At 53.0% G+C, this 14418-nt stretch carries 8 protein-coding genes; all 8 read right to left on the reverse strand.

Going from position 1 to position 14418, the window contains the following annotated elements:
* Positions 1–33: 33 nt before the first annotated feature.
* Complete coding sequence (gene infC / locus Q4606_RS08215; protein ID WP_096783168.1) at positions 34–579, reverse strand: translation initiation factor IF-3; 546 nt, start codon at positions 577–579, stop codon at positions 34–36.
* Complete coding sequence (thrS, locus tag Q4606_RS08220; protein WP_303593730.1) at positions 576–2501, reverse strand: threonine--tRNA ligase; 1926 nt, start codon at positions 2499–2501, stop codon at positions 576–578. Before thrS ends, infC begins: the two co-directional genes overlap by 4 nt.
* Before the next feature lie 167 nt (positions 2502–2668).
* Positions 2669–5278 carry a TRAP transporter permease gene (locus Q4606_RS08225; protein WP_303607221.1) on the reverse strand — a complete coding sequence of 870 codons (2610 nt, stop codon included), beginning with the start codon at positions 5276–5278 and terminating at the stop codon, positions 2669–2671.
* Positions 5279–5360: 82 nt separating this feature from the next.
* Positions 5361–6344: a TAXI family TRAP transporter solute-binding subunit gene (locus Q4606_RS08230; RefSeq protein WP_303593732.1), complete on the reverse strand. Its 984-nt coding sequence runs from the start codon at positions 6342–6344 to the stop codon at positions 5361–5363.
* Between the two features lie 188 nt (positions 6345–6532).
* Positions 6533–8917, reverse strand: coding sequence for an RND family transporter (locus Q4606_RS08235; protein ID WP_303607222.1), 2385 nt, complete (start codon positions 8915–8917; stop codon positions 6533–6535).
* 46 nt (positions 8918–8963) lie between these two features.
* A complete protein-coding gene (locus tag Q4606_RS08240; RefSeq protein ID WP_303607223.1) occupies positions 8964–10058 on the reverse strand; it encodes a YCF48-related protein in 1095 nt (364 codons plus the stop codon).
* A gap of 116 nt (positions 10059–10174) precedes the next feature.
* The gene (locus Q4606_RS08245; RefSeq protein ID WP_303593738.1) at positions 10175–11563 is read right to left on the reverse strand and encodes a DUF1329 domain-containing protein; all 1389 of its coding nucleotides are present in this window, start codon (positions 11561–11563) and stop codon (positions 10175–10177) included.
* A 181-nt stretch (positions 11564–11744) separates the two neighbouring features.
* On the reverse strand, positions 11745–14390 hold the full coding sequence (gene pepN / locus Q4606_RS08250) for an aminopeptidase N (protein WP_303607224.1): 2646 nt from the start codon (positions 14388–14390) through the stop codon (positions 11745–11747).
* Positions 14391–14418: the final 28 nt, after the last annotated feature.

The following is a 14418-nucleotide window of genomic DNA, read 5'->3' on the forward strand; positions in this document are numbered from 1 at the left end:
GCCGTTGGCAGGGGATGAATCATTGAATCAGATTCACTTCTTTTTGCGGGGAGCCACTATCATGGTCATCTGGCGGCCTTCCATTTTTGGCCGCATTTCTACCTGAGCCAGCGCCTCAATATCTGCTTCAATGCGTTCCATGAGCTTCATACCGATTTCTTGGTGTGCCATCTCACGGCCACGGAAGCGGATAGTGATTTTGCCGCGGTCCCCGCCTTCAAGGAAACGTACCAGGTTGCGTAGTTTTACCTGATAATCCCCTTCTTCAGTTCCTGGTCGGAACTTAAGCTCTTTGACTTGCGTCTGTTTCTGCTTTTTCTTGGCAGCGGCCTTCGCTTTCTTCTCGTCGAAGACCTTTTTGCCATAATCCATTATCTTACAGACGATCGGATCGGAATCTGTAACCTGTACCAGATCCAGTGTCGCCTCCTCTGCCATCTTGAGGGCGTCTTCGATCGGAACTACACCTACCTGATTGCCTTCGGCATCGATCAGGCGGACTTCAGTTGCATCAATATTCTCATTGATCGGCGCCTTTGGAGTACGCCCACCCCGATTCGTTCGCTGTTTAATAGTCAAATCTCCGTCTTGATTCTGCTCTTGCGTTCAACATCTTCCTGCAGAAGCTGCTCGAACGCTTCGAGCGATAGAGTTCCCAAATCTTCACCTTTGCGGGTTCTCACCGCAACGGCATTGTTCTCGACTTCTTTATCGCCGACAACGACAAGATAAGGAACTTTGTTAATAGTATGCTCGCGGATTTTAAAGCCGATCTTCTCGTTTCTCAAGTCAGCATTAACCCTGAACCCCAAAGAATCGAACTTTTTCGCCAAATTCTCACAATATTCACGCTGATTATCGGTGATATTGAGAATTGCGACCTGCGTCGGAGCAAGCCAGGTCGGAAACGCACCCTCGTACTCTTCGATCAGTATACCAATAAACCTTTCGAACGAACCAAGTACAGCGCGATGCAGCATAACCGGCGTTTTTCGCTCGGAGTTGTCAGCAACGTATTGTGCTCCGAGGCGCCCAGGCATGGAGAAATCCACCTGAATAGTGCCACACTGCCACACCCGGCCAATACAATCCTTAAGAGAAAATTCGATTTTCGGGCCATAGAAAGCACCTTCGCCCGGTAACAGCTCCCAATCTACGCCTTCGCGATTCAGGGCTTCTTCCAGTGCAGCTTCGGATTTGTCCCAAACTTCGTCAGAACCCACACGCTTTTCCGGGCGGGTGGACAGCTTGTACAGAATCTCGGTGAAGCCGAAGTCCTTGTAAACCTCATGCAGCAAATCAATGAACTTCGACACCTCGTGCTGGATGGCGTCTTCTTCACAGAAGATGTGAGCATCATCCTGGGTAAAGCCGCGCACCCGCATCAAACCATGCAACGCACCGGAAGCTTCATTGCGGTGGCAAGAGCCAAACTCGGCCAGGCGCAGGGGCAGGTCTTTGTAGCTTTTCAGACCCTGGTTGAACACCTGAATGTGGCATGGGCAGTTCATGGGCTTGATAGCGAAGTCGTGTTTTTCCGACTCGGTGGTGAACATGCCTTCTTTGAACTTATCCCAGTGGCCGGATTTTTCCCAAAGTGTGCGGGACACGATCTGCGGAGTTTTTATTTCCTGATACTCGTGCCGGTGCAGGATATCGCGCATGTACTGTTCCATTTGCTGATAAATGGTCCAGCCCGCCGGATGCCAGAACACCATACCCGGAGCTTCTTCCTGCATATGGAAGAGGCCGAGTTTCTTGCCAACTTTGCGGTGGTCACGCTTTTCGGCTTCTTCAATCCGGTGCAAGTAAGCTTTCAGATCTTTTTTATTAGCCCAGGCTGTACCGTACACACGCTGCAATTGCTCGTTTCCGGTATCGCCACGCCAGTACGCACCAGCCACTTTGGTAAGTTTGAAGGCTTTCATTTTCCCTGTGCTGGGCACGTGTGGACCACGGCAGAGGTCAATAAAGTCACCCTGGCGATAGAACGACAGATCTTCCTCACCGGGGATGTCTTCTATAATGCGAACTTTGTATTCCTCACCCATCTCGGTGAACAGCTGGACGGCTTCGCTGCGGGACAGCACAGAACGGGACACTGGAATGTCCTGCTTGGCCAACTCCGCCATGCGCTTTTCAATACGCGCCAAATCTTCGTTAGTGAAGGGGCGATCATATTTGAAGTCGTAGTAAAAACCGTCATCCACCACCGGACCGATCGTAACCTGGGCTTCCGGGAACAGCTCTTTTACCGCCATCGCCAACAGATGGGCGGTGGAGTGGCGGATAACTTCAAGACCGTCTGCATCGCGCTCGGTGATAATGGCTAACTCAGCGTCGTGTTCGATCATATGACTGGTATCGACCAGACTACCATCAACTTTTCCGGCCAATGCCGCCTTGGCCAGGCCGGCGCCAATGTCGGCTGCTACATCGTGCACGCTAACGGGTTCAGCAAAACTGCGGTGGCTGCCATCAGGCAGAGTTACTACGGGCATGGGAGTCTCCAGGGAGCTGCTCAGCGGTGATCTATACCAAAGATCACTTGGGTGAATGGCAGCCACGATACAAACCGCGGTGCCAAGAATGGCGGGAAGTTTAACAGAAAAAAACCCGGCAGGTTAATGCCGGGTTTTGCTTAGGGCTTCAAGCGATGCTCACTGGGTTACCGTGAGGGAACAAACGCCGGTCGCTCACCCTCACTGGCCCGTCGTCGCAGCTGCCCAAAAGCCAGCAGCCCCAGTAACAGCAAAGCCGGAATGAACATCAACTCTTTTGGCGGACGGGGGTTCGCTACTTGCACAGTATCAATGGTCCAACCAAAGCTTAGCCCGGCTTTTTCCGCATCGCTACCGAAGTTGACGAACTCGACATTCATTACCTCTCCTGCCTCCGATACTTCCAGCCCGGCTGCAGCCAACCGCTCCTCCGGAGTATCGCCTGCTGGCAAAGGAAGCTTCATGTACTTGGATACATCATCACCCGCCAGGGACATTCCAGACGCCTGTAGAATGATGGGCTGATCTGCCGCCACCTCATCCACGTGTTGCAATAACTCCACACCCGGGCGGTCATTCGTGGGCGGGTAAATTTCATCCCACCAGAAGCCTGGGCGAAACAGCGTGAACGTTATCAGCAGCAACCCAATGGTTTCCCACCATCGGGTTTTGGTAAACCAAAATCCCTGAGTCGCCGCAGAAAACACCAGCATGGCCGTTACTGCACTGAACACCGTAACCAGCAGGTCAAACCAGCCGGTAAGCCCGATCAACAACAACTGAGTATTGAAGATGAACATAAACGGCAAAATGGCGGTACGTATGTCGTAGGTGAAACCCTGGATACCCGTTCGAATCGGATCGGCGCCCGAAATGGCTGCGGCTGCATAGGCCGCCAGCCCCACTGGCGGTGTATCGTCCGCCAATATACCGAAGTAAAATACAAAGAGGTGAACGGCAATCAACGGCACCAGCAACCCGTTTTCGGCACCGAGAGTAACGATAACAGGTGCCATCAGCGTGGACACAACGATGTAGTTCGCAGTAGTAGGCAACCCCATGCCCAATATAAGGCTGATAACAGCGGTGAACGCCAGCATCAACAGGAGGTTACCCCCGGAGATGAATTCAACAAACTGAGTCATCACCAGACCGATACCGGTGAGCGTCACAGTGCCTACCACAATGCCAGCAGTCGCAGTGGCCACACCAATACCCACCATGTTCCGCGCGCCAGTGACCAGCGAATGCATCAGGTCTGAGCCGCCCTGCTTCAAACCATCCAGGTAATGACCACCGTTTTTGAAAAATGCTTTCAAAGGCCGCTGGGTAATGATGATAAACACCATAAATACAGTGGCCCAGAACGCAGACAGCTGCGGCGAAAAGCGCTCGACCGTCAGGCACCACACTAGCACCACGACAGGCAACAGGAAGTACAGCCCGGTTTTAACCGTTGGCCCCACCGGAGGCAGCTTTTCCATCAACGCATCGGAGACATCGTCTTCCAGATCGGGGAAACGCGAGCCATAACCCACGAGAGCAACGTAAATCGCGACCAGCAATGGAGTAAGCACCCACATGGCCGCATTGCCAAACAGGTCTTTCGTCCAGCCTATGCCGTAATAGACCGCCAACGAGAGTACGCTCAGCCCCAGCAAGAGCATGACCCAGACGAGCATGCGCTGAGCCAAAGTCGGTTTGTTCAGCCGCTCAACGCCTTTCATATTCAGTTTGCAGGCTTCCAGGTGCACGATGTAGATGAGCGCTACGTAGGAAATCATTGCCGGTAGAATGGCGTGTTTGATTACTTCGAGGTAGGAAATACCCACATACTCGACCATGAGAAATGCTGCAGCCCCCATGATCGGCGGTGTCAGCTGGCCGTTAGTTGAAGCCGCCACTTCCACAGCACCGGATTTTGTGGCTGGGAACCCTACTTTCTTCATCAGAGGGATGGTAAAGGTGCCGGTTGTAACAACGTTGGCTATGGAAGAGCCAGAAATGATACCGCTAAGCCCACTGGCAACTACCGCTGCCTTGGCGGGACCGCCACGCATGTGGCCAAGCATGGCGTAAGCCACTTTTATAAAATAGTTGCCGGCACCGGCGCGCTCCAGCAAGGCTCCGAACAACACAAACAGGAAAACGAAACTGGTGGACACACCAAGAGCCACACCAAAAACCCCTTCAGTACCCAGCCACTGGTGTGAAGCCAGTTTGTTCAGACTCGCACCCTTGTGGGCAATAACATCAGGCATGAAAGGCCCGCCCAGGGCGTAAATGATAAACACGGTGGCGACAACCGCCAGCGGCAGACCCAGTGAGCGCCGAGTCGCTTCCAGCAAAAACACCAGACCAGACAGGGCAACAACCAGATCCTGGGTTTCAGGCGCACCGGGTCGTGCAGCAAGCTGATCATAGAAGACGTACAGGTAAGAGGCGGTGAACGCCGCCCCAAGGGCAAGTATCCAGTCGTAAAAAGGCACGTGGCCCGTGTGCCTGCCCTTGAACATAGGGAAGGCAGAAAACGCCAGAAACGAGGCAAACGCCAAGTGGATAGAACGAGCTTCGGTGGAGTTAAATACTCCGAACTCCAGAATAAACGGCAGTGGTGAAGCTATCCACAGCTGAAAAAGAGACCACAGCAAAGGCACCGTGAACAGAATGATGGCGGCGGTCCCTGTGGCCGCCCTTCCCCCGGTTTCGGTTTGAAGGAATTGTTCCACGTTCTGTTTATCGATGGCACCTCCGGCCCTCGGCTCGCTATCGGTCATAGCAATGTCCTGTCAAAGAGGAATCGGGAAAACGGAATGGCCGCGGGGCACCCAGAGGGTGCGCCAGCGGCTGGGATAAGGCTTACTTGATCAGACCGGCCTCTTTGTAGTACTTGGCTGCGCCAGGGTGCAGTGGCGCGCTCAGTGCATCAGAAACCATCTCTTCTTTCTTCAGGTTGGCGAAAGCAGGATGCAGGCGTTTGAAGCTGTCAAAGTTTTCAAACACCGCACGAACTACCTGATACACCACGTCATCCGGCACATCGGTCGATGAGACGAAGGTCGCCGCGACACCGAAGGTTGCAACGTCATTGTCGCTACCGCGGTACATGCCACCCGGAATGATCGCTTTACGGTAGTACGGGTTCTCTTCGATCAGCGTTTTTGTAGCATCGTTTTCAACACTTACAACAACACTGTCGCACGAGGTGGTAGCTTCCTTGATAGCACCGGAAGGGTGTCCCACGGTGTAGAAGAATGCATCGATGTTACCATCGCAAAGTGCCTGGGACTGCTCAGCGGCTTTTAGCTCCGCTGCCAGAGAGAACTTGTCCATGGTCCAGCCCATTTCGTCCATCAGCACTTCTGCTGTAGCGCGCTGGCCAGAACCCGGGTTACCAACAGACACACGCTTACCTTCCAGGTCCTCAAAGTTTTTGATGCCCGAACCTTTGCTGGCAATTACGGTGAACGGCTCCGGATGCATGGAGAAAACAGCACGCAGCTTCTCGTTGGGGCCATCATCCTTGAACTGACTGCTGCCATTGTATGCATGGAACTGCCAGTCTGACTGAGCAACCGCCAGATCCAGCTCGCCCTGTGCTATAGCATTCAGGTTGTATACAGAACCGCCGGTGCTTTCAACAGAGCAACGAATGCCGTGCTCTTTCCGGTCCATATTGACCAGACGGCAAATCGCACCACCAGCCGGATAATAAACTCCGGTCACGCCGCCGGTTCCGATGGTTACGAAACGTTGCTCCTGCGCGGAAACAGCGGTAGAAGCAGCGCCCAGGCTGACAGCCGCTGCAACTGCAAATGCGGAGGCTTTTAGTTTCAATGTCATGTGAATCATCCCTTATTTTCATCGTTGTCTTTGACAGCCCGCCCAAGCGACCGGGCAAGCGTTGTGCTCAAGATAGAACATAGACCACTTCACACGATAAATAAAGTATGGAGTAGGTCGCTAACCAACTGAGTAAGCAACAAAAAAACCCGCGATGCGGGCTTTTTTGTCATTGACTACAGCTCTGTTTATTTTGCTGCTCGTGCTTTCGCTATCATTTTTTCCGGCTTCAGCAAGAACCTCGCAAGCGCCGGCAACAACCAGATAGCCCCAACCATATTCCAGAGGAACATGAAGAACAACAGGAAGCCCATATCCGCCTGGAACTTGATTGGCGAGAAGATCCAGGTAACAACACCCAGCCCAAGCGTTACGCCGGTAAACATCACAGCTTTACCCGTTGAGAGCAGCGTCTGGAAGTAGGCTTCTTGAAGAGGCTTGCCTTCCAGCAGATATTTTTCCAGCTTGCTGTAGATATAGATGCCGTAGTCCACACCTATGCCCACACCGAGCGCGATAACCGGCAAGGTCGCCACTTTAATACCAATACCCGAAACTGCCATGATTGCTTCACAGAGAATCGAAGTCAGGCCCAGAGGCACCACGATACACAACACAGCCCGTATAGAGCGGAAGGTCGCGAAGCACAAAAGACTCACCACGCCGTAAACCATGATAAGCATCATATCCTTGGCGTTAGCAATAACCTCATTGGTCGCCGCTTCAACGCCTGCGTTACCGGCCGCCAGCAGGAATGTGTGATTTTCATTGCTGTTTGCATTGGCAAACACTTCGACGCTTTCAACCACTGTTTCCAGAGTCTCCGCCTTGTGATCTTCAAGGAACACAAGAACAGGGGTCAGGCTACAATTGGTATTTATAAGACCGGTCGGTGCTTCACGGATGGACGCATTAATAATCGTCTGGTTGCGCGATATCTCATACCACTTCCAGTTGCCCTCGTTAAGAGCCTTGGTGACGATTTTAGAAACATCCGCGAGCGAAGCGGAGGACTGAACCCCCGGCGTGTTCTGCAACTCCCACTGCAGTGAATCCATCGCCCGCAGCACATTATATTGGGTACATTGCTCTTCGGGTGTTTTGACCATCACGACCAGCACGTCGGCACTGGTCGAGTAGTTATTGATGATATAGGCGTTATCCAGGTTGTAGCGTGAGTCGGCTCGAAGCTCGGGCGCACCCTGATCAAGATCCCCTACCTTCAGATCCTGCTTGTAGTAAAGGCCAAGACCCAGCCCTATCACCGCAATCAGCAATGAAATCGGTGCAACTCCCGGGTGAGCAAAGTAGGACATCAAACGCCATTTGCGATCCTGCTTTTCGCCATGATTCTGCACGTGGCGAATGCCACCTTTGGAAATACCAAGGTAAGACATGATCAGAACGTGAAGCACCAGATTGGTGATAATCACGAACGCCACACCCAGTCCCGCTGCTACTGCAAGGTCACGGATAACATCGATTTCGATGAAGAACAGAGTCAGGAAACCGAAAGCATCGGAAATAAGCGCCAGCATGCCGGGAATATAGAGAGCCCGGAATGCAAGACGGGCTGAAGTCTCTGCATCGAAACCTTTGGCTGCCTCGACCGCCATGGCATTTACGATCTGGACACCATGGCTGATGCCAATAGCAAAGACCAGGAAAGGCACCAGTACCGAGTAGGGATCCAGACCGTAGCCCAGCAGCCTGAGTGCTCCCAATTGCAGGAATACCGCCACGATTGAGGTAAACACCGGTACCAAGGTGCCAGTGACGCTCCGGGAGTACCAGAACAAGAGCAAGGTTGTCAGCAGAATGGTGATGCCCGCAAACCAGGCAATGGAGCCAATTCCCTCAATCAGGTCGCCGACTTTCTTGGCAAAGCCCACAATATGAATATCAATATTGGGGTTCTGCTCCCTGTATTTGTCCCTTATCTTTTCTTCAAGTTGGCGAGAAAAGGTTGCGTAATCAAGCGGCTCCCCCGTCTCCGGGTTCTTTTCATACAATGGCGCATAGACGATCGTCGATCTGAAGTTATCAGAAACCAGGCGCCCCACTTCGTTCGAACGCAAAATGTTCTGGCGCAACTGCTCCAGGCTTTCCGGGGAGCCATCATAGCCATCCGGAATAACAGTACCCCCCTGGAAACCCTGCTCGGTTACTTCCACCCAACGGACGTTGGATGTCCAAAGGGTTTTCAGACCAGAACGGTCAACACCATCAAGATAGAAAACCTCATCGGTAATCTGCTTCAGAGTCTCCATGTACTCTGCAGAGAATATATCGCCGGTTTTGGTTTCCACGGCAATGCGCACGAAGTTACCGAGGTTTTCCAGGTCGTTGCGATGGTCCAGCATGTTAATAATGTAAGGATGCTCAAGCGGAATCATGCGCTCGAAACTGGCATCCGGCTGGATTTTTACCGCGTTGTAGCCCAAAAACGCCGTTAGCAGCAGAAAGCCGATCAGGATAACGACCCGATTGTTAAAAATCAGACGTTCCAGAAATGGCTCAGCTTTGGGCGTTGTCAGGAAGTGATCACCCCTGTCATGGTTCGGGTTGGACATTCAAAAGCCCCTCTATTATTTTTTCGATTGTTGCCACATCAGGGCGTTATTGAAGGTTTTTTCCGCGCGCATCAGTAATCTTTACGCCGCTTTCACCTACGATAAGAAGATTGGTTCCTGATACCGGGACAACACTCATAATTCCCGCCCGATCCCCTCGGAAATGCTCACGAAATGAATCGGCACCATTGCCGCTCATCAGCACGGTGCCCCCGTTACCCACTAGAGTTATCCGACCGTCATCAGCAACGGCGCCATCATTAAGTGTCGCTCCGGCACTGTTAGGAACCATGCGCCAACTTTTCCCAAGATCACTGGAAAAGAGCATATTTCCTCGCAAACCAAAGGCCAGGATCTCATTCACCTGGCCCGTTCCGATAACACCGAAAAGAGAACCGGGGTAAGGGCTTTCTCGCCGCTCCCATGTGCTCCCGCCATCCACAGACACATGGATCTGCCCGGCCTCTCCAACAATTACAAGTGCACCGCCGGCGATACGGGCAATACCGTTAAGATGGAAGTTCTGGCCATTATCAATTTGTGGCGCCCAGTCTTTCCAGGTGTCACCGCCATCTTGCGTGCGCAGGATCATGCCATAGGCGCCCACCACGAAGCCGTGCTGATCATTTTCAAACCAAACACCCAGCAGCGGGTTTACCGGCCCGATATCCAAATCCGACTGCATATTCTCCATGGCAAAAAACAGGTCATCCAGCGCCCATTCCAGATCACCTACTTCTGATTCAGGAGCCTCCTCGATGCGCTCTTCCATCGCCGCAATCTGGTCTTCCTTGCTGGCGATAGCCAGTTCAGACGCTCCTATACCGGTTAACTGCAAGCTCCAGTTCTCCCCGGCGTCCTCAGTATGGAGAACTACGCCGCTGTGGCCTACTGCCCAGCCGTGCGTCTCGGACCCGAAATCCACAGCAGTCAGCGTAACAGCAACTGGGACATTGCCCTGCGCCCAGGTTTGTCCGCCATCATCCGAGTAAATAATGTGCCCCCTTTCCCCGACGGCAACAATGCGATCACCCGCGCGTACTGCGTCATTCAGGAGGTTGGTGGGAGCCAGGTCGGTTTGCCGGGCCGGCGTTTCGATGATATCCGCAAGCGCGAACGCAGCTGGTGTAAACCAAGCCATGGAAAGCCCGAGGCAGGCTGCCCCCAGTGTCTTGCACGTCAACCTTATAGCCATTCAGATTGCCTATTATGTTGTTTTAACTGTATATCTCTAACCGCTACTGAAAGTTACCCTTCTTAGCGGACACTCCTGCGACGCAGAGAGGATGGAGAAAAATAGCGCTTATTCCGAACTTCTTCAGTAAAGACCCGGGTATTGGGTTCTTCCGTATCCAGGCCAAGCACATGATAACGACGGGCCTGTAAGTCATGATAGACGTCCAGTACAGTCCACACACCCGGAAGCTCATAATAATTTTTCGCAATCCCCATGGTCACACGCCATAACTCATCGCGACCGTCGTACTGATCAAGCAGAACCGTGTTCCAGCTGTCCGCATCGACATAGAAACGACGCTTTTTGTAAATGTGCCGTGCATCTTTTTTCAGGTTAGCTTCAACCACATGCACCCGGTGCAGTTCCCAGCGTGTGAGATCCGGGTTTAGGTGCGCAATGCCAAGTATTTCGGAATAAGGTGTGCCTTTTTCGCCGATGCGATAGTTGTTGTAGGGGATGTAAACTTCCCGCAAGCCTTTATAAGACCAGTTATAACGATCCAAAGCACCATTAAAAATGTCCGTATCGTCCGCGGTCCGGAGATTGTCTGCTGCGGCAATCGGCGAATCGTAACCCAGATTCGGAGCACGCCGCACGCGGCGCTGCCCGGCGTTATAGCCCCAGCCATTTCTCGGGTTGATAATCTGGTTCAGGGTCTCGTGGACAAGAATGGCGCCACCTGCAAGGCGGGGCGGAGATTGAGTGAACGAGAGGTAGTAGAAAATGATGTTATCCAGCTCATCCTCACTGCCTTCGGGGTTATAAAAGTTAAAGAAGACTTCCTGCTGAGAGGTAACCAGCGAATAGTCTCCATCGCTCTGAACAGCAACTTCACTTGAGCGGCGAGTGCCCGAGACACCGCGCCAACGAGTCAGGTGGTTCCAGATCACTTGCCAGGCTTTCTGTTCGTTGTTTCCGTGAAGGATCGGGAAAGGATAGCCACCAAAAGCACCCTCCAAACCTTCGCCCTTGCCAACGATCTCCGCCTCTACGGCGTTCTTCCGGGTATTTTCAGCAACCCAGTCCGGTACAGCATGGGTTCTGCGGGATTGGTAGACAGGCACACGGAAACTGGTCGGATAAGTTTCGAGCATGGCAAGCACACCATCGCTCAGGTGCTCGGCGAACTGATCTTTATTGGAAGCATTGATGGTAAACAGAGCTTCATCCGTCGGAAACGGATCGATATGGTGCTGTCCTGCACCCTGGAAGCCAGCGGGTCCTTCGGTGAGGCCGCCGGTCCACGCAGGGATAGTACCTGCATCGTTTCCGGCCTTGACCGAACCAAACGGTGTCAGATCCTGGCCGAGCCGTGACGCTTCAGCTGAGGAAACCGCTGCCCAGGAGGAAGCTGACGCTATCGAGAGGACGAGCAAGCCCCCGAGTATCGCACTCTTTTTATAGTTCATTGTATAGCCCTGAATTCGACTGGAAGCCTCTGAAAAGGCTTTTTATTGTTGCCTGAACGAAAAGTCAGGCTTTCCGACAGGTTAACGGATCCGTCAAGCTTGTCTATCGACCGAAAGTGCGATTTTGTATCCGGCTGTAATCAAGGGCTTATAACTACAGCCGGACCTTCATTGTATACACTCAGGCTTCGAGGCTTTTATGCACCACCTCATACAGATCAGCAGACAACCCGGACTTGTCCCGGATCCGTTCCAGAGCCGAGCGCATCAGCGAGCTATATGCAGGAGCAAACTTTTGCCAGCGGGTCAGCGGAGTCACCAGGCGTGCCGCAATCTGCGGGTTGCTGTCATCCAGGCGACACACCTGATCAGCCAGAAATGAATAGCCCGACCCGTCCGGGTTATGAAAGGCTGCCAGGTTCTGGCCGGCAAATACACCAACAACGGAACGGATCTTGTTAGGATTCTTCCAGTCGAAAGCAGGATGCTTCAGCAATGCCTGAATTTGTGGCAGTTGCCCGGCACGGTCACTCGATGACTGTACTGAGAACCACTGTTCAACAACCTGAGGATCGTCCTGGAAGCGCTCATAGAAGTCAGTCAGCGCCTGGCTTCGCTCCGCAGCGTAATCAGAGTTAACCAGTGCGCGCAACGCGCCCATGCGGTCCGTCATATTATCGGCTTCCGAGAACTGCTGAACCGCCAGGTCCCTGCCCGTGTCGTCATTGATCATCAATAACCACGCCAACGCCGTATTTCTCAAGCTTCGGCGAGCAATAGACTCTGGTGTAACCTCGTAGGCGCCTGCGCCGGCATTCCGATGGAAACACGCGAGCAACTCATCACGCAAAGACGTAGCAAGGTGTCCCAACACCTTTTCACGGGCACGGTGAATAGCTGCAACGTCCGGGTTATCAGCAAGCTCGATCAGGTAAGCTTCCGATGGCAGCTGTAGCATTTTTGCCACCAATGCCTGGTCAAGCGCCGAATCTTCAAGCAACGCGCGGTAAGCACCCACCAGGCGCGGATCAATTTCCGAATCAGCGGACCCCACAAGAGACTGGATTACGTCAACAGCCAGGCGTTGGCCGGCATCCCACCGGTTGAAACCATCCGGATCGTTGCTCATCAAGAACACCAGCTGTTCACGAGTCCAGGGATAGACCACGCGCACAGGTGCCGAAAAGTGGCGAAGTAGCGAGGGCACAGGCTTCTGCGCCAACCCATGAAACTCAAAGGTATGGCTCGCTTCCGTCAATTCAAGAACGCGCTCGATTGGCGCGTTTGCTGCACCCGCGGCGCTTTCAAGACTGAGCGGTAAAGCCTCACCATCAGCACCCAACAGACCCAGGGCAAACGGAATATGCTGAGGCTTCTTGTCGGTCTGGCCCGGGGTATCCGGAACAGTTTGTTGAATCGTCAGGCGATAGATACCTTGCTTTGCGTCATATGCATCAGTTACCGCCAAAACCGGAGTGCCCGCCTGCTCATACCACAACCGGAACTGTGTCAGGTCACGGCCGGACGCGTCTTCCATCGCTTTGACAAAATCATCGGTGGTTACTGCCTGGCCATCATGGCGCTCGAAATACAGATCACTGCCCTTCCGGAACAGGTCTGGTCCGAGCAGTGTGTGAATCATACGAACGACCTCTGCACCTTTCTCATAGATGGTCAGCGTGTAGAAATTGCTAATCTCCATATAAGAAGCCGGGCGCACCGGGTGAGCCATTGGGCCGGCATCTTCAGCAAATTGCGCTGTACGAAGCAATGTTACGTCTTCAATGCGTTTCACCGTCGGCGAGCCTACGTCGGCCGAGAAGGTGGAATCCCGAAACACTGTAAACCCTTCCTTGAGGCTCAGCTGAAACCAGTCCCTACAAGTTACCCGGTTGCCCGACCAATTGTGAAAATACTCATGGGCAACAATCGCTTCAATACGCTGGAACGCGAGATCTGTCGCTGTCTCCTGGCTGGCCAGCACACAGGAAGAGTTGAAAATATTCAGGCCTTTGTTTTCCATAGCCCCCATATTGAAATCGTCCACCGCAACGATCATGAATATGTCGAGATCGTATTCGCGACCGTAGGCTTCCTCGTCCCAGCGCATGGAGCGCTTGAGAGAATCCATGGCGTGCTCGCACTTGGCGGCGTTCCGGGGTTCAACATAAATGCGTAAATCGATGTCCCGACCGGAGCAGGTTCTAAAGGTATCCTGTTTCTCCACAAGATCGCCGGCCACCAATGCAAAAAGGTAACTGGGCTTGGGAAACGGATCCTCCCAGGTAACAAAGTGTCGGCCATTCTCCAAATCGCCTCTCTCCACATCGTTGCCATTGGAGAGCAACACTGGGCAACTTCTCTTGTCTGCCTCAATTCGGGTGCGGTAACGGGCCATCACATCGGGCCGGTCCGGGAAGTAGGTAATACAACGGAAGCCTTCAGCCTCACACTGAGTACAGAACATACCAGACGATTTATACAGCCCTTCCAGGCGAGTGTTGTTTTGCGGCTCTATCCAGGTAACAACAGTCAGCTCAAATTCAGCCGGTACCTTTGCAATCACCAGTTGATCACCGGTGTCTTCATAAGCGCTCGCCGTAAGCTCTTCACCATTGAGTGCAACCCGCTCCAACTTGAGGCTGTCTCCGTCCAGGGTCAGAGGTGCTGAACCATCTGTTGATTCTGGGTTCCTGCGAACAGAAAGTGTGCTGTGTACTCTTGCCCCATCCTCAAAAAGTTCGAAACGGAGGTCGACAGAATCCACGAGGTACGAGGGTACTTTGTATTCACTCAGGTGGATGGTTTTAGGCTGATTGGTGCGCATTGATTTCTCCAGAATTCCTGGCCTTCAA

It is taken from the genome of Marinobacter sp. 1_MG-2023 (assembly GCF_030549045.1).
GTDB lineage: Bacteria > Pseudomonadota > Gammaproteobacteria > Pseudomonadales > Oleiphilaceae > Marinobacter.

Bases quoted from the DNA above. Each gene is read 5' to 3' on its own strand.
- Q4606_RS08240 (WP_303607223.1), bottom strand. From the start codon at position 10,058: ATGGCTTGGTTTACACCAGCTGCGTTCGCGCTTGCGGATATCATCGAA.
- Q4606_RS08235 (WP_303607222.1), bottom strand. From the start codon at position 8,917: ATGTCCAACCCGAACCATGACAGGGGTGATCACTTCCTGACAACGCCC.
- Q4606_RS08225 (WP_303607221.1), bottom strand. From the start codon at position 5,278: ATGACCGATAGCGAGCCGAGGGCCGGAGGTGCCATCGATAAACAGAAC.
- pepN (WP_303607224.1), bottom strand. From the start codon at position 14,390: ATGCGCACCAATCAGCCTAAAACCATCCACCTGAGTGAATACAAAGTA.
- Q4606_RS08245 (WP_303593738.1), bottom strand. From the start codon at position 11,563: ATGAACTATAAAAAGAGTGCGATACTCGGGGGCTTGCTCGTCCTCTCG.
- thrS (WP_303593730.1), bottom strand. From the start codon at position 2,501: ATGCCCGTAGTAACTCTGCCTGATGGCAGCCACCGCAGTTTTGCTGAA.
- Q4606_RS08230 (WP_303593732.1), bottom strand. From the start codon at position 6,344: ATGACATTGAAACTAAAAGCCTCCGCATTTGCAGTTGCAGCGGCTGTC.